Source organism: Cellulomonas fimi (assembly GCF_028527925.1).
In the GTDB taxonomy this organism is placed as follows: domain Bacteria; phylum Actinomycetota; class Actinomycetes; order Actinomycetales; family Cellulomonadaceae; genus Cellulomonas; species Cellulomonas fimi_C.
In genome coordinates this window covers 1-15,377 of record NZ_JAPESW010000048.1, presented here as the reverse complement: position 1 = coordinate 15,377, position 15,377 = coordinate 1, and the positions used below count along the sequence as shown (strand labels likewise).

The 15,377-nt window shown below is 74.4% G+C and carries 13 protein-coding genes; 7 read left to right on the top strand and 6 right to left on the bottom strand.

Annotated features, from left to right (window positions below; genetic code table 11):
- The first annotated feature begins 235 nt into the window (after positions 1-235).
- From uxaC to OMK64_RS16810, 3 genes are all read left to right on the top strand, one after another.
- The gene (gene uxaC / locus OMK64_RS16820) at positions 236-1,717 is read left to right on the top strand and encodes a glucuronate isomerase (RefSeq protein ID WP_272729509.1); all 1,482 of its coding nucleotides are present in this window, start codon (positions 236-238) and stop codon (positions 1,715-1,717) included.
- Positions 1,714-2,352: a bifunctional 4-hydroxy-2-oxoglutarate aldolase/2-dehydro-3-deoxy-phosphogluconate aldolase gene (locus tag OMK64_RS16815; RefSeq protein ID WP_272729508.1), complete on the top strand. Its 639-nt coding sequence runs from the start codon at positions 1,714-1,716 to the stop codon at positions 2,350-2,352. The genes uxaC and OMK64_RS16815 overlap by 4 nt, the downstream gene beginning before the upstream one ends.
- A gap of 139 nt (positions 2,353-2,491) precedes the next feature.
- Positions 2,492-3,595, top strand: a complete 1,104-nt coding sequence (locus tag OMK64_RS16810) for a sugar kinase (protein ID WP_272729507.1) — start codon at positions 2,492-2,494, stop codon at positions 3,593-3,595.
- Between the two features lie 155 nt (positions 3,596-3,750).
- On the opposite strand, the gene OMK64_RS16805 is transcribed toward OMK64_RS16810, so the two are convergent.
- A complete protein-coding gene (locus tag OMK64_RS16805) occupies positions 3,751-5,310 on the bottom strand; it encodes a D-arabinonate dehydratase (protein WP_272729506.1) in 1,560 nt (519 codons plus the stop codon).
- A 139-nt stretch (positions 5,311-5,449) separates the two neighbouring features.
- Here OMK64_RS16805 and OMK64_RS16800 point away from each other — a divergent pair, with 139 nt between their 5' ends.
- On the top strand, positions 5,450-6,472 hold the full coding sequence (locus OMK64_RS16800) for a LacI family DNA-binding transcriptional regulator (RefSeq protein ID WP_272729505.1): 1,023 nt from the start codon (positions 5,450-5,452) through the stop codon (positions 6,470-6,472).
- A gap of 195 nt (positions 6,473-6,667) precedes the next feature.
- Here the strand turns inward: OMK64_RS16800 and OMK64_RS16795 are convergent, their stop codons facing one another.
- The 3 genes from OMK64_RS16795 to OMK64_RS16785 all read right to left on the bottom strand — a co-directional run bounded on the left by OMK64_RS16795 (position 6,668) and on the right by OMK64_RS16785 (position 10,288).
- Positions 6,668-7,381 carry a FadR/GntR family transcriptional regulator gene (locus OMK64_RS16795; RefSeq protein ID WP_272729504.1) on the bottom strand — a complete coding sequence of 238 codons (714 nt, stop codon included), beginning with the start codon at positions 7,379-7,381 and terminating at the stop codon, positions 6,668-6,670.
- Between the two features lie 43 nt (positions 7,382-7,424).
- Complete coding sequence (locus tag OMK64_RS16790; protein ID WP_272729503.1) at positions 7,425-8,294, bottom strand: amidohydrolase family protein; 870 nt, start codon at positions 8,292-8,294, stop codon at positions 7,425-7,427.
- Positions 8,295-8,482: 188 nt separating this feature from the next.
- Entirely contained in the window at positions 8,483-10,288 is a 1,806-nt protein-coding gene (locus OMK64_RS16785; protein ID WP_272729502.1) for a gamma-glutamyltransferase family protein, read from the bottom strand.
- A 140-nt stretch (positions 10,289-10,428) separates the two neighbouring features.
- Here OMK64_RS16785 and OMK64_RS20740 point away from each other — a divergent pair, with 140 nt between their 5' ends.
- Complete coding sequence (locus OMK64_RS20740) at positions 10,429-11,463, top strand: diguanylate cyclase domain-containing protein (RefSeq protein ID WP_272729501.1); 1,035 nt, start codon at positions 10,429-10,431, stop codon at positions 11,461-11,463.
- 14 nt (positions 11,464-11,477) lie between these two features.
- Here OMK64_RS20740 and OMK64_RS16775 read toward each other — a convergent pair whose 3' ends face one another.
- Complete coding sequence (locus OMK64_RS16775) at positions 11,478-11,942, bottom strand: tRNA (cytidine(34)-2'-O)-methyltransferase (protein ID WP_272729500.1); 465 nt, start codon at positions 11,940-11,942, stop codon at positions 11,478-11,480.
- Between the two features lie 103 nt (positions 11,943-12,045).
- Here OMK64_RS16775 and mgrA point away from each other — a divergent pair, with 103 nt between their 5' ends.
- Positions 12,046-13,083, top strand: a complete 1,038-nt coding sequence (gene mgrA / locus OMK64_RS16770) for an L-glyceraldehyde 3-phosphate reductase (protein WP_272729499.1) — start codon at positions 12,046-12,048, stop codon at positions 13,081-13,083.
- Positions 13,080-13,823, top strand: coding sequence for an alpha/beta fold hydrolase (locus OMK64_RS16765; RefSeq protein WP_272729498.1), 744 nt, complete (start codon positions 13,080-13,082; stop codon positions 13,821-13,823). Before mgrA ends, OMK64_RS16765 begins: the two co-directional genes overlap by 4 nt.
- A gap of 379 nt (positions 13,824-14,202) precedes the next feature.
- On the opposite strand, the gene OMK64_RS16760 is transcribed toward OMK64_RS16765, so the two are convergent.
- Positions 14,203-15,183 (bottom strand): acetylxylan esterase, encoded by a 981-nt coding sequence (locus OMK64_RS16760; RefSeq protein ID WP_272729497.1) that lies wholly within the window; start codon positions 15,181-15,183, stop codon positions 14,203-14,205.
- Positions 15,184-15,377: the final 194 nt, after the last annotated feature.

Below are 15,377 nucleotides of genomic sequence, written 5' to 3'. Positions count from 1 at the left end.
CGTCCTCCTGTCCTACCGCTCGGTCGACGACGACGCGTCGATGCCGCAGCGATGAATGCGATTGCAGCACGTCCCTGTCGTGCGCGACAACCCGGTCCCGCGATTCGAACAGATGTGCGGTGGAGGCTTGCAGATCGCCGGTCGACCTGGTTGGCTCGGCGATGAAATCGATTGCACGCCGTTCACGGCATCGCACCCGTCGATGCGCGACCGGCACGACGAGGAGGTCGCACCGATGGCGCACCCCGACTGGACGCTTCACCCCGACCGCGCGCTGCCGAGCGACCCCGGAGTCCGTCCCATCGCACGGGAGATCCTCGACCAGACGTCGGGGCTGCCGATCGTCTCCATGCACGGCCACGTCGACGCGGGCCTCCTCGCGCGTGACGAGCCGTTCCCCGACCCTGCCGCGCTTCTCGTCGTGCCCGACCACTACCTGGTGCGCATGCTGGTCTCGCAGGGGGTCCCGCACGACGCCCTGGGTGTCCCACGTCTCGACGGACGTCCGGTCGAGACGGACCCTCGCGCCGTGTGGCGGACCTTCGCGTCGCACTGGTACCTGTTCCGCGGCACCCCCACGCGGTACTGGATGGAGCACGTGCTCGTCGACGTGCTCGGCGTGCGGGAGCGGCTCTCGGCCGACTCGGCCGACCGCGTCTACGACCACCTCGCGGAGCGGCTCTCGGACCCGGCCTACCGCCCGCGGGCGCTGTTCGAGCGGTTCGGGATCGAGATCCTGGCGACGACCGACCCGGCGACCTCGACGCTGGCCGACCACGCCGCGCTCGCGGCCGAGGGCTGGGGCGACCGTGTCGTGCCGACGTTCCGGCCGGACGCGCTCCTGGACGTCGCGCGCCCGGGCTGGCGTGCCGACGTCGAACGGCTGGGTGCCGTGACCGGTACGACCATCGAGGGCTACCGGGACCTGGTGTCGGCGCTCGAGGAGCGTCGCCGGGCGTTCGTCGCTGCCGGCGCACGAGCGACGGACCACGGGCACCTCTCCGCCGACGCCGTGCCGCTCGACGACTCGGTCGCGGAGCGCATCGTCTCCGACGCGCTGCGGGGCAGGGTCGACGAGCGTGAGGCGGCGGCGTTCTCGGGTCACATGCTGTTCGAGATGGCGCGCATGTCGACCGAGGACGGGCTCGTCATGCAGCTCCACCCGGGGGTGCTCCGGGACCATGACCCGGCGGTGCTCGCGGCGCGAGGACCGGACGTCGGCTACGACATCCCGGTGCCGACCGAGTACGTGCACGCCCTACGCCCGCTGCTCGAGTCGTTCGGGCACCACCCGAACCTGCGGCTCGTGCTGTTCACGGTGGACGAGGACACCTTGAGCCGTGAGCTCGCGCCGCTGGCGGGCGTGTACCCCGCGGTCCGTCTGGGTGCTCCGTGGTGGTTCCTCGACACCCCGGACGGCATGCGGCGGTACCGAGAGGCCGTCACGGACACGGCCGGGCTCTACAACACGACCGGCTTCGTGGACGACACCCGTGCGTTCTGCTCGATCCCGGCGCGGCACGATCTCGCCCGCCGCATCGACGCCGGCTTCCTCGCGCGGCTGGTGGCCGAGCACCGGCTCGACCTCGACGAGGCGATCGAGTCCGCGGTCGACCTGGCCTACCGGATCCCGCGGGAGGCGTATGCTGCTCCGAGAGCGGGAAACGCTTTCCCGGTCGAGCAGGCCCTGGCCACCGCTGCGAAGGAGCACGCGTGAGCGACACCGACATCCTCGACCGCCTCGGGACGCACCGCCTCGTCCCCGTGGTCGTCCTGGACGACGCAGCGCACGCCGACCCGCTGGCGAAGGCGCTGGTAGCCGGTGGGCTGCCGGTCGCCGAGGTGACCTTCCGGACCGCCGCCGCCCCCGACGCGATCCGTGCGATGAGCGCCCGTGGCGACGTGCTCGTCGGCGCGGGCACCGTCCTCACCGTCGCGCAGGTCGACCAGGCGGTCGCCGCTGGTGCGCAGTTCGTCGTCTCGCCCGGGACGAGCCGCGCGGTCGTCGAGCGCTGCCAGGAGCACGGCGTGCTCGCGCTCCCGGGGGCGGTCACCGCGACAGAGGTCATGGCCGCACTTGAGCTCGGTGTGTCGACCGTCAAGTTCTTCCCCGCCGGGTCGTCGGGGGGAGCCGCCGCCGTCGCCGCGCTCGCCGCACCGTTCGGTGACGTCGGGTTCGTGCCGACCGGCGGCATCGGCCCGGGCAACCTCGGCGAGTACCTCGCGCTGCCGAGCGTCCGCGCCGTCGGCGGTTCCTGGATGGTGCCGAAGGACCTCGTCCAGGCAGGCGACCTCGACGGCATCCGCGCGCTGACCGCCGCGGCCGTCGCGCTCACGACGACCGGGTCGTGACCGCCGCCTCGCGCCCTGACCCACCGTCTCTCGTCCACCACACGTCCTGACCGTCCGGCGCCCCGGTTCCTCACGGCCCGCAGGGCGACCGCCCGACCGCCGTCCTCCGGGACCGCACGACAGCACGAGGAGCTGACCGATGTCCGACCTGGTGATCCGCCCGGCCGAGGAGACGCGCTACGACGCGGTGTCCCTCGGGGAGGTCATGCTGCGCCTCGACCCGGGAGAGGGCCGCATCCGCACGACCCGGGAGTTCCGCGTGTGGGAGGGCGGCGGCGAGTACAACGTCTCGCGCGGTCTGCGACGCGCCTTCGGGTTGCGGACGGCGATCGTCACCGCGCTCGCCGACAACGAGGTCGGTCGACTCGTCGAGGACTGCATCCTGACGGGTGGGTTGGACACGTCGTTCATCAGGTGGGTCCCGTACGACGGCGTGGGGCGCACGGTGCGCAACGGCCTCAACTTCACCGAGCGAGGCTTCGGGGTCCGGGGCGCCGTCGGTGTGAGCGACCGCGGCCACACCGCCGCCGCGCAGCTCGCGCCCGGCGACATCGACTGGGAGCACCTGTTCGGCGACCTCGGCGTCCGGTGGTTCCACACCGGCGGGATCTTCGCCGCGCTCTCCGACAGCGCTGCCGAGACCGTGATCGAGGCCGTCACCGTGGCGCGCAAGCACGGGACCGTCGTCTCCTACGACCTCAACTACCGGCCGAGTCTCTGGAAGGCGATCGGCGGCCAGGCCCGGGCGCAGGAGGTGAACCGGGCGATCGCCCCGTTCATCGACGTCATGATCGGCAACGAGGAGGACTTCACCGCCTCGCTGGGCTTCGAGGTCGAGGGGGTCGACGAGAACCTCAGCGAGCTCGAGATCGGGTCGTTCGCGGCCATGATCGACCGCGTCGCCGAGGCGTACCCGAACTTCAAGGTCATCGCGACGACCCTGCGCACGGTGCGCAGCGCGTCGGTCAACGACTGGGGCGCGCTGGCGTGGTCGCGCGAGACCGGGGTGGTGCGCGCGACGCACCGCGAGCGGCTCGAGATCCTCGACCGCGTCGGCGGCGGCGACTCGTTCGCGTCCGGGCTGGCGTACGGCCTCATCGCCGGCGACGGGCTCGCGACGGCCGTCGAGTACGGTGCCGCGCACGGCGCGCTCGCCATGACGACCCCCGGTGACACGACGATGGTGACCAAGGCCGAGGTGCTCAAGCTCGCCGGCGGCGGCGGCGCCCGCGTCGACCGCTGACCGCACCCGGCGCACTTGGCGGCGCCGGTCGCACCCGGCGCACCTGACGGCGCCGGTCGGACCCGGCTGACTGGGCCGGCGGCACACGCCGCGCCTCGATCGTCAGTCAGCCCGTCAGGGTGCCGTGAGGCGCGCGCTCGACGTCCCGCGCGCCGTCAGGTGACGGCGCCGAGCTGCCAGGGGACGAACTCGTCGGCACCGAGGTCGAGCTCCTCCGAGACGGTCTGGCGGCCGGACGCGACCTCGACCATGAGGTCGAACAGCTCCTCGCCGACCGACGCGACGGTGGCGGTGCCGTCCACGATCCGCCCGGCGTTGAGGTCCATGTCCTCGCGCATCCGCAGGTAGGTCGCGGTGTTCGTCGCCACCTTGATGGACGGCGTGGGCTTGCAGCCGAGGACCGAGCCGCGTCCGGTGGTGAAGACGACGACGGTCGCGCCTCCGGCGACGATGCCGGTCACGGACACCGGGTCGTACCCGGGGGTGTCCATGAACGTGAACCCGCGGGTCCGGACCGGCTCGGCGTACTCGTAGACGGCGGCGAGCTCGGCCGTGCCGCCCTTGGCGACGGCGCCGAGAGACTTCTCGAGGATCGTCGTGAGCCCGCCGGCCTTGTTGCCGGGCGACGGGTTGTTGTCGAGGGTGCCGCCGCCGGCGGCGGTGTACTGCTTCCACCAGTCGATCCGGTCGAGCAGCTTCTGGCCGACCTCGCGGGAGACGGCGCGGCGGAGCAGCAGGTGCTCGGCGCCGAACACCTCGGGCGTCTCGGCGAGGATCGACGTGCCGCCGCGGGCGACGAGCAGGTCGGACGCGTAGCCCAGCGCGGGGTTGGCGGTGATGCCGGAGTACCCGTCGGACCCGCCGCAGTTGAGGCCGAGGACGAGCTCGGAGACGGGTGCGGGGGAGCGGCGCAGCGCGTCGACCGCGGGAAGCATCTCCTCGATCGCGGCGACACCGGCACGGACGGTGGCCCGGATGCCGCCGCTCTCCTGGATCACGAGGGTGCGGACGGGCTTGTCGGCGGGCAGGTCCAGGCCGTCGAGCAGGGACTGCGCGGGCAGCATCTCGCAGCCCAGGCCGAGCACGAGGAGTGCGGCGATGTTGGGGTGGTCGGCGTACCCGCGCAGGGTGCGCCGCGTGATCTGGGCGCCCTCCGAGGTGGGGACGAGCCCGCAGCCGGTGTCGTGGGTGAGGGCGACCACCCCGTCGACGTGCGGGAACGCGTCGAGCGCGCGGCCACGGAACTGGTCGGCGACGAGCCGGGCGGTGGACGCGGAGCAGTTCACGGACGTGACGATGCCGACGTAGTTGCGGGTGCCCCACCGGCCGTCGGCGCGGCGGTAGCCGTCGAAGGTGCGCGACGGACCGGCGGGCGTGGGCAGGCGGACGCGCGCGGTACCGACCTCGTACTCGCGGTCCTCGTCGTCCATGCCGAGGTTGTGCGTGTGCACGTGGTCCCCGACGGCGATGTCGCGAGTGGCGCGCCCGATGGACTGCCCGTACTTGCGGACCTGCTCACCGGCGGCGACCGGGCGAAGGGCGAGCTTGTGCCCGCGCGGCACGCTCTGCCGGACGACGAGGCTCGTCCTGGCGAGGGTGCCGTCGGCGTCGAGCGTCAGCTGGGTGCCGTCCTGCAGGTCTCGGGTGGCGACGCCGACGTGGTCGTCGGGTCGGAGCACGAGCACCGCGTCGGCAAGGTCGGTGGTGGCCGTCATCGTCGAGAGCCCCTTCAAGGAGGAAGACGGTCAGGATACCGCTTTCCCATGGCCAGGAGCAGCCCGCTGAGCGGTGCCCTGCCACACCGTGGGGGACCGTGCCACCGCTCCGACGTGGCGAGCCCCTACCCTTGCGAGCATGGCCGGATCGGTGACCCTGAGCGACGTGGCGCGCGAGGCAGGCGTGTCGTTGGCGACCGCATCGCGCGCCATCAACGGCAGCGCCAACCGCACGGTCCGCGCCGACCTGCGCGACCGCGTGCTCGCCGCGGCGGCCAAGCTCCGCTACACCCCCGACGCCAACGCCCAGGCGATGGCGCGCGGCCGCACCACGTCGCTCGGCCTCGTCGTCCACGACATCGCCGACCCCTACTTCTCCTCCATCGCGGCGGGCGTCACGCGCGCGGCGGACCGCGCGGGGCTCCAGGTCACGCTCGCGAGCACGCAGCACGACCCGAGTCGTGAGGCCGGTCTGGTCGACCTGCTCAAGCGCCAGCGGGCGCGCGCGATCGTCATCGCGGGCGGGCGGCTCGACGACCCCGACACCACGGGCGAGCTGCGCGACGCGCTGGCCGACTACCGCGCGGTCGGCGGCTCGGCGGCGGTCATCGGCCAGCCGGTGCTCGGCGTCGACGCGGTCGTCGTCGCGAACGCGCAGGGTGCGACGGACCTGGCGCGGGCCCTGCACGAGCGCGGGTACCGGTCGTTCGCGGTCCTCGGCGGTCCGGACGCGCACCTGACCGCGCGCGAGCGGCGCGAGGCGTTCGTCGCCGCGCTCGCGGAGCTCGGCGTGGACGTCCCCGCGGAGTCGGTGATCCCCAGCGCCTTCACGCACGAGGGCGGAGAGGACGCGATGCGTGCGCTGCTGCGGGCCGGTGACCTCCCCGAGGTCGTGTTCGCGGTGAACGACGTCATGGCGCTCGGCGCGCTCGCGGCGGCCCGGGACGCGGGCGTCGAGGTCCCGCGCGACGTGGCGCTCGCCGGGTTCGACGACATCTCGACGCTGCGCGACGTCGTCCCGCCGCTGACGACGGTACGGATCCCGCTCGTCGACATCGGCATCGCAGCGACCGAGCTCGCGCTCGCCGAGCCGTCGGACGAGCCGCGGCTCACGCACGTCCCGACGCAGGTCGTGCTGCGCGACTCGACACCCGCACGCTGAGGGTCGGGCCCCAGCGCGACGCTCCCGTCTCACCGGCGGGCGTGCGTCGACATCCACCACGCCGACGGTCGGGCCGCGGGGCGAGCGCCCGCCCGCTGAGCCGCGGCCCGCAGGGCGAGCGCCCGCTCTCGCAGGCGCGTCCGCCGAACGACGGGGTCGCGCCCGGTGACGGCGTCGTGCACGTGGGCGGAGGCGTCAGCGGGCGCTGACGGGCTCCGCCACGGAGTCGGCGGTCGCGACGTCGGAGCCGGTGATCGCGTCCTCCAGGCTCAGCAGGTGCGTCGCCATGCGCAGCCGTGCGCGGTCGGGGTCGCGCGCGACGATCGCGGCGAGGATCGCCTCGTGCTCGACGAAGGTGCGGTCCTCGAGGCCGTCGTCGGGGGTGGAGCGGCGGCGACGCGACGTGCGGCCGGCGATGCCGTCGATGAGCGCGGCGAGCACGGAGTTGCCGGACGCGCGGGCGACGACGGAGTGGAACGCGACGTCGGCGGCGACGAGGCGCTCATGATCGAGCGGGTCGGCCGACAGGGCGCGCGCGGACTCGTCGAGCGCGGCCCGCGCGAGCTGGACGTCCTCGTCGTCGATGTGCAGGGCGGCGAGCCCGGCGGCCTCGGTCTCGAGCAGGCGGCGGACGGCGTGGAACTCGGCGTCGTGCTGGAGGTCGGCGACGAACGAGACGGGTGCGAGGAGCCGGGCCGGGTCGAGCGTCGTGACGTAGGTGCCGTCGCCGTGCCGGGAGTCGAGGATCCCGAGCGTGCCGAGCGCGCGGACGCCCTCGCGCAGGGACCCGCGGGAGACGCCGAGCGTGCCGGCGAGCTCCTTCTCCGCGGGCAGGCGGTCACCCGGCCCGAGCAGGCCGTCCAGGATCATCTGCTTGATGCCGTCGACGACATCCTCGGATCGGGACACGTCTGCAGTATTCCGTGTGGCGCGCCGTCGCGGGCGCGGTCCGTCAGAGGTCGTCCAGCGGGAGCCCGTACACGCGGTTGGCCGTCCCGCCGAGGATCAGGTCGCGCGCGTCGTCGGGGAGCTGGTCGATGGTGCTGCGCAGCCCGTGCCAGACCCGCCCGTAGCAGTCGCCGTCGACGAGGGCGTACGGCCAGTTCGACCCGAGCATGAGGCGGTCGGGTCCGAACAGCTCGAGCGCACGGTCGACGGCGGGCTGCAGGTGCTCGGGCGTCCAGCCGGGTCCGGCGGCGGCGCCGAGACCGGAGAGCTTGGCGACGACGTTGGGCAGCTGGGCGACGGCGCCGAGCATGGCCGACCAGTGGGTCCACGCGTCGCGCTCGCCCTGGCGCAGCGCCTCGAGGGGCGGTGCGCCGAGGTGCTGGAGCACGAACGTGAGCTTGGGGTGGTTCTCGGCCAGCGTCGCGACGTGACCGAGCAGGGTCGGGGTGTGCGCGGGCAGGTCGAGCGTGAGCCGGCGCTCGGCGAGCAGGCCGAGGGACTCGTCGACGGCGGGCTGGAGCAGCCAGGCCGGGTCGGGCTCCTCGTGGACGCGGTGCCCGACGCCGACGACGGGTTCCATGCGCCACGCGTCGAGCTGTGCGGCGGCGTCCTCGGGATGGGTGAGCGGCACCCATGCGACGACCCCGGCGACGCGGGGGCACGAGAGGGCCTGGAAGAGCATGAGCTCGGAGTCCGCCCGGTTGTCCGCGGCCTGCACGAGCACGACCTTCCCGACGCCTTCGTCGGCCAGGTCGCACTCGACGTCCGGGACCCGGAAGGGGCGCTCGACGGCGGCGACATCCCCGGTCATCCAGGGGTAGTGGACGGCGTCGGGGTTCCACACCTGGAGATGAGCATCCACGACATCGTGCATGGTGCGGACGCTAGCAGTGGTCCGACCTCTTGCCTCCGTATGCATGAAGATCCTCATGCAACCCTCATGAAGGGGCCGTACCGGGGAGTAGACGTCGGACGACTTGCGCAACTCCCGCACAGCCCACGCACAGCGAGCGGGCTCGACCGCGCCAGACGTCGAACCTCCCGCGCGCCTCAGCGCGACCGTCAGCGGCCGACCGCGTACCCCTGCATGCCGCGCGGGTTGGCGGCGGCGACGAGGAACCCGTCGGGCCTGACGCCGGCAGCGCTGATACGTCCCAGCGCCCACGGTCCGGCGTCCTGCACGACGTGCCCGCGCGCGGCCAGGGCGTCCAGGACGTCGGCGCCGAGGCGCGACTCCGCGACCAGCCCGCGCGGCACGTGGGTGCGCGGGTAGAACGACTCCGGCACGTGCGACGAGTGCCACGACGGCGCGTCGATCGCGGCCTGGAGGTCGAGCCCGCCGAGCAGGTGGCGCAGCAGGAACGGCACGGTCCACTGGTCCTGCTGGTCGCCGCCGGGCGTGCCGAACGCGAACCCGGTGCCGTCGTCGTCGAGCACGAGGCCGGGGCTGAGGGTCGTGCGCGGTCGGCGTCCGGGCGCGAGGGAGCTCGGCAGTCCCGGCGACAGCCAGAACATCTGCGCGCGCGTCGGCAGCGGGAAGCCGAGGCCGTGGACGATCGGGCTCGACTGGAGCCAGCCGCCCGACGGCGTCGCCGACACCCGGTTGCCCCACCGGTCGACGACGTCGACGTGGCACGTGTCGCCCGTGGTCACCCCGCTGGTCGAGACGGTCGGCTCACCCACGCCCGCGGCCGCGTCGGGCCGCTCGACGCGCGCCAGCACGGCGGACAGCACGGGGTCGCGGTCGTCGGGGCGTCCCGGCCGTAGCCCGTCGGCGGCCTCCGAGCCGACGAGACGCGCCCGCTCGGCGGCGTACCGGGGCGAGAGGAGCGTCGCGAGCGGGACGTCCGGGGCGTCGCCGTACCAGGCCTCGCGGTCCGCGAACGCGAGCTTCGCGACCTCGACGACGGTGTGCACGAGCTCCGTCACGGCTCCCGACGACGGCGCGTCGCCGGCGCACGCCCGGACGAGCGCGCCCACCTCGAGCGCGTCGAGCATCGCGAGCTGCTGCAGCAGGACGGGGCCCTGCCCCCATGCGGCCGTCTTGTGGATCGTCCGGCCTGCGAACCGCAGGGTCGTCGTCGGCTCCTCGGTCGCGCGCCACGCGGCGAGGTCGTCGGCCGTGAGGAACCCCGTGTGCGCCCGCCCCGACGAGTCCCGCACGGGCGTCCCGGTGACGAACGCGTCGACCGCCTCGGCCACGAAGCCCTCGTAGAACGCGCGCCGGGCGGCCTCGATCTGCGCCTCCCGGTCGGTACCGGCCGCCCGCGCCTCGGCGAGGATCCGGTCGAGGGTGTTCGCCAGGTCCGGGTTGCGGAACCGCACGCCCGCGCCCGGCAGAGCACCGCCTGGCAGGTAGACCGCCGCCGACGTCGGCCAGTGCTCGGCGAACAGGTCCCGCACCGTCTCGACGGTCCGCGCCGCGGTCGGCAGCAGCGGGAAGCCGTCGCGCGCGTAGCCGGCGGCGGGTGCCAGCACGTCCTCGAGCGTCATCGTCCCGTAGCGCGCCAGCAGGTCGAGCCACGCGCCGAACGCGCCGGGGACGACGGCCGCCAGGTGCCCCGTGCCGGGCACGAGGTCGAGTCCGAGGTCCCGGTAGGCGTCGATCGTCGCGCCCGCGGGTGCGGTGCCCTGCCCGCAGACGACGAACGTGTGCCCGTCGGACGCGCGGTGCCCGATGATCGGCGCGTCACCGCCCGGTCCGCACAGGTGCGGCTCGACGACGCTCACGACGAACCCGGCGGCGACGGCCGCGTCGAACGCGTTCCCGCCCGCCTCGAGCACCCGCATCCCGACGCCGCTCGCGAGCCAGTGCGTCGAGGCGACCATGCCGAAGGTCCCGGTGAGCTGGGGGCGCGTGGTGAACATCGACCGATCGTCCCCCACGCGGGCGTGCGGCGCAGGGTCCCGACCGGCGGGATGAACCCGCGCCGAGGCGTCGGCGAACGGTCCGTGAACATCCGTCGACGTGTCCGTTCTGCCCGCTGACCTGCGAGAATGATGCCCGGGTGGACGACGACCTGACGCTTCTCGCCGACCGGCTCCAGCACGCCCTGGGCGACTACCGGACCACCGCCGCCGCGACCGTGAAGGAGCTCGCGCGTGCCGTCGACGTGGTCGACGCCGACCTGCCGATCGCGCGGCTCGAGGTGCTGTTCCGCTCGCCGCACGTCACGACCGTCGCGGTCCGCGACCCGTCCGACCCGGCCCGCATCGGCCTCGTGACGCGCACGCGGTTCACCGCCGCGATGACGGGCCGGCTCGGCTTCGGCCGCGCGGTGCACGCCCGACGCGAGACCGGCGAGATCGCCGACTGGGCGCCGCTCGTCGCACCGCCGTCCGCGCCGGTGTCCGAGGTGGCCGTCCGCGCCATGGAGCGGCACGACGAGCGCCGGTACGACGACGTGATCGTCGCGGGCGACGTGTGGGCGGTCGCGAGCACGTCCGACCTCGTGCACGCGCTGTCGACGCTGCTCGCCGTCCGGTCGCTGCACGACTCGCTCACCGGGCTCGAGCACCGCGCGATGCTCCAGCACCGGCTCGCCGAGCGCTGCGCCGACCTGCACGGCACCGCGGGCCGCGTCGTCCTCGTGCTGCTCGACGTGCGCGGCTTCCGGCACCTCAACGCGACGCGCGGGCACGCGTTCGCCGACGTCGTGCTCGCCGCGCTCGGCGCGCGGCTGCGGGGCGTCGCGCCCGTCCGGTCCGACGCCGCGCGCATCGGTGGCGACGAGCTCGCGCTCGCGGCGACGCTGCACGCGCGCGACGAGGAGCACGCCGCGCAGGTCGCCGAGGGGCTGCGGCAGCAGCTCGTCGAGCGGCTCGCCGTGCCCGCGTCGGGCATCGAGGCGGCGGACTGGCCGTCGCTGCACGCGGTCGTCGTCTGGTCGGAGCCCGGTGGTGGGACGCCCGACGAGCTGCTGCGGCTCGCGCAGCGCCGGCTCGGCGAGGCGAAGGACCGCTGGCGCCTGCGGGCGTCGGGCCTCCCCGAGGTCCGGTCGCTGCTCGGGGGCGACGAGCTCGTCGAGGTCGTCGACCTCTGACGACGACCTCCCGGTCAGGCGCCGCCGGGGAAGCCGAGCTGACGCCACGCCTCGTACGTCGCGACGGCGGCGGCGTTCGACAGGTTCATCGAGCGGCGGCCCGGGAGCATCGGGATGCGCAGCTGCGCGTCGACGCGGTCGTGCGCGAGCACGTCGGCGGGCAGGCCGGTCGGCTCGGGGCCGAACAGCAGCGCGTCGCCGTCGCGGTAGACCACGTCGGCGAACGACGTCGTCGCCTGGGTCGTGAACGCGAGGACGCGCGCGTCGGGGAGGGCGTCGAGCAGGGCGTCGAAGGACCCGTGCACGACGACGTGCGCGAGGTCGTGGTAGTCGAGCCCGGCCCGCTTGAGCCGCGCCTCGGAGAGGTCGAACCCGAGCGGTTCGACGAGGTGCAGCGTCGCGCCCGTGCCCGCCGCCATGCGGATCGCGTTGCCGGTGTTCCCGGGGATGCGGGGCTCGAAGAACACGACGTGCAGCACGCGCCGATCCTAGGTGGCCCCCGGCTCGGATCGATTCGGCCGACCGGCGCGCGGCGGGCTAGCGTGACGACGCACGCTCCCACCGCCGAGAGGACGCCCCGCGATGCCCACCGAGCCCGTCTACCGCGCCGCGGACGAGCGGTACGACGCCATGACCTACCGTCGCACCGGGCACAGCGGCCTCGACCTGCCCGCGCTGTCGCTCGGCCTGTGGCACAACTTCGGCGACACGACGCCGCTCGAGACGCAGCGGGCCGTCCTGCGCCGCGCGTTCGACCTCGGCATCACGCACTTCGACCTCGCGAACAACTACGGCCCGCCGTACGGGTCGGCCGAGGCGAACTTCGGCCGCGTCCTGCAGCGCGACCTCAAGCCGTACCGCGACGAGCTCGTCATCTCCTCCAAGGCCGGCTACGACATGTGGCCCGGCCCGTACGGCGACGGCGGCTCGCGCAAGTACCTGCTCGCGTCGCTCGACCAGTCGCTCGCGCGGCTCGGGCTGGACTACGTCGACGTCTTCTACTCGCACCGCCCCGACCCGAGCGTCCCGATCGAGGAGACGATGGGCGCGCTGCACACCGCCGTCACGAGCGGTCGCGCGCTGTACGCCGGCATCTCGAACTACTCGCCGTCGCAGACGCGCACCGCGCAGCGCGTGCTCGCGGACCTGGGCACGCCGCTGCTCATCCACCAGCCGTCGTACTCGATGTTCAACCGGCACGTCGAGAACGTCGCCGAGGGGGAGTCGGAGTCGCTGCTCGACGTCGTCGGGGACCTCGGGATCGGGACGATCGTCTTCTCGCCGCTCGCGCAGGGCCTGCTCACCGGCCGCTACCTGTCGGGCGACGTGCCGGCCGACTCGCGCGCCGCCGTCGGGCACTTCCTCAAGCCGTCGGCGCTCTCCGAGACGTACCTGACGCGGGCCCGGGCGCTCAACGACATCGCCGCGGGCCGGGGGCAGTCGCTCGCGCAGCTCGCGCTCACGTGGGTCCTGCGCGACCCGCGCATCACGTCCGCGCTGGTCGGGGCGTCGTCCGTCGCGCAGCTCGAGGACAACGTCGCCGCGCTCTCCGCGCCGCCGCTGACCGAGGACGAGATCGCCGCGATCGAGCCCCACGCGGTCGACGGGACCGGCCGGTGAGCACGCCCCTCGTCCTGCTGCACGGGCTGTCGGACTCGGGCGACTGCTGGCCCGGCGTCGTCGCCCACGTGCGGGACCGCCGGGTGCTGACGCCGACCGCGCTGGGTCACGGCGGCCGGCCGCTGCCCGACGTGTTCGCGATCAGCGCCCTGGGCGCCGACGTCGTCGCGACGCTGCGGGACGAGCTCGGGAGCGAGCGTGCCGTCGTCGTCGGGCACTCGATGGGCGGGCTGATCGCGCAGGAGGTCGCGCTCACGGCGCCCGACCTGGTCGCGGCCGTCGTGCTCGTCGACCCCGCATGGACTGCCGGCGACGTCCCGCCCGGGTGGCTCGCCGACGCGGTCGCGGCGCGGCACACGCCCGTCGAGGAGCTCCTCGCGCAGTCGCGTCGCGACGACCCGACGTGGCCCGAGGACGAGCGCGCCCCCTGGGCGGCGGCCCGCTCCGGCCTGCACCCGCAGCTCGCCGCGGTGCCGCACCGTTGGGCCGAGCGCGACTGGCCCGCGTCCGTCGGGGAGATCACGGCGTCGGGCATCCCGGTCACGCTCGTCACGGGCGACCCGGACCGCACGATCGTCGGCCCGTCCCTCGTCGCGCGCGCCCTCGCGGCCGTGGCCGAGGCGGGTCCCGACGCGGCCCGCCTGACGGTCGTCAACCTCCCCGGCACCGGCCACAGCGTCCACCGCGACGCCCGCCCGGCGTTCCTCCGCACCCTCGACACGGTCCTCGCCTCGACCTGACGTCCGTCCGGACGCCGAGCGACCTCGCGAGCCCGAGCCCGAAGCGCCCGTCGCCCGCCGGTCGACCGCGTGAGACGGCGGCGAGCACAACGTCAGGCGCGTGTGGGGCGCCGTTCGCGACCTTGATGTTGTGCTCGTCGCGCGAGGGCAGGTGGGCGGACGGCGACCACGGGGTGGTTCGCGGGCGTGCGGACCGGCGCGATACCGACATGGGTGCTGTTCGAGCGCGCTGCACGGCAACCATGTCGGTATCGACGGCGGTCCCGGTCCGTCCGGTTGTCCTGATGGTCGAGGGAGATCTCGCGGTCGACGGCGGTCCTGGGCTCCTCGTGGTCCTCATGGTGCCGGCGGCCCGGACGGGGTCGAACGAGCCGGACGGTCAGAGGTGGGTCGCGAACCAGGTGAGGATGCGGCGGTGGTGGACCGCGTCGCCGTTCTCGTGGTGGTTGAACGGGTAGACGGCGATGTCCCGCGGCACCGACGGGTCGCCGTCGGCCCAGGCGTTGAACGCGGCGAACGCGGTCGACGGCGGGCACACGGTGTCGCGCAGGCCGGTGCCGAACAGGGCGGCGGCCCGGGCACGACGGGCCAGGTGCACGCCGTCGAGGTAGGACAGCGTGCGGAACACGGTGTCCTCGGCGCCGCGGTGCACGGCGAGGTAGCGCACGATCTCGGCGTACGGCTCGGTGTCGACCAGCCCGACCGCCCGCCGCACGTGACACAGGAACGGGGCGCTCGCGGCGACGGCGGCCAGGTCCGGCACGAGCCCGGCGACGGCGATCGCGATGCCGCCGCCCTGGCTGTTGCCGAGCGCCGCGACGCGGGACGCGTCGACACCGGGCAGGGTCCGCACGGCGTCGACGGCCCGCACGGCGTCGGTGTAGAGCCGCCGGTAGTAGGCGGTGTCCGGCGAGCGGATGCCGCGCGTGACGAACCCGGGCACCGCGGGGTCGGACCCGACCGGGTCGGGGGTGTCGCCGCCGTTGCCGTGCTGGCTGCCCTGTCCGCGCGTGTCCATGAGCAGGTGCGCGTACCCCGCGTTGGCCCAGATCAGCCGCTCGATCGGCTCGCCACGCCCGCGCCCGTACCCGAGGAACTCGACGACGGCCGGCAGGTCGCCGTCGACGCCCGCGGGACGCGTGTACCAGGCGCGCACGGGGTGCCCGCCGAAGCCGGGGAACGTGACGTCCCAGGTGTCGACGAGGGTCAGGCCGGTGTCGACGCGCGTCGCGGTGACGGGCGTGTCGTGCGTGCGGGCCTCGGCGAGCGTGGCCGACCAGAACGCGTCGAGGTCGTCGGGCTCGGGGACGTCCGGGCGGTAGGTGCGCAGCTCGGCGAGCGGCAGGTCGAACAGGGCCACGGCGGTCCTCCGGTTCGGGTCGCGTCGTCGCGACGGTGCGTCGGGCGTGGTGGTCGGTCGCGGTGGGGTGGACGGGTCGCGCGGGGCGTCGGGCTCGGCGGACGGCTGCGCCTGCCCACCACCCCGGCTCGCCGTCTCCGCACGTCCCTCCGGCCCCGTCCGCCACGCCGCCCGCCACCACGTCCCGCACCCTG

Coding starts and splice junctions, on each gene's coding strand:
- OMK64_RS16810 (WP_272729507.1), top strand. CDS start 2,492: ATGTCCGACCTGGTGATCCGCCCGGCCGAGGAGACGCGCTACGACGCG.
- uxaC (WP_272729509.1), top strand. CDS start 236: ATGGCGCACCCCGACTGGACGCTTCACCCCGACCGCGCGCTGCCGAGC.
- OMK64_RS16805 (WP_272729506.1), bottom strand. CDS start 5,310: ATGACGGCCACCACCGACCTTGCCGACGCGGTGCTCGTGCTCCGACCC.
- mgrA (WP_272729499.1), top strand. CDS start 12,046: ATGCCCACCGAGCCCGTCTACCGCGCCGCGGACGAGCGGTACGACGCC.
- OMK64_RS16790 (WP_272729503.1), bottom strand. CDS start 8,294: ATGCACGATGTCGTGGATGCTCATCTCCAGGTGTGGAACCCCGACGCC.
- OMK64_RS16785 (WP_272729502.1), bottom strand. CDS start 10,288: ATGTTCACCACGCGCCCCCAGCTCACCGGGACCTTCGGCATGGTCGCC.
- OMK64_RS16800 (WP_272729505.1), top strand. CDS start 5,450: ATGGCCGGATCGGTGACCCTGAGCGACGTGGCGCGCGAGGCAGGCGTG.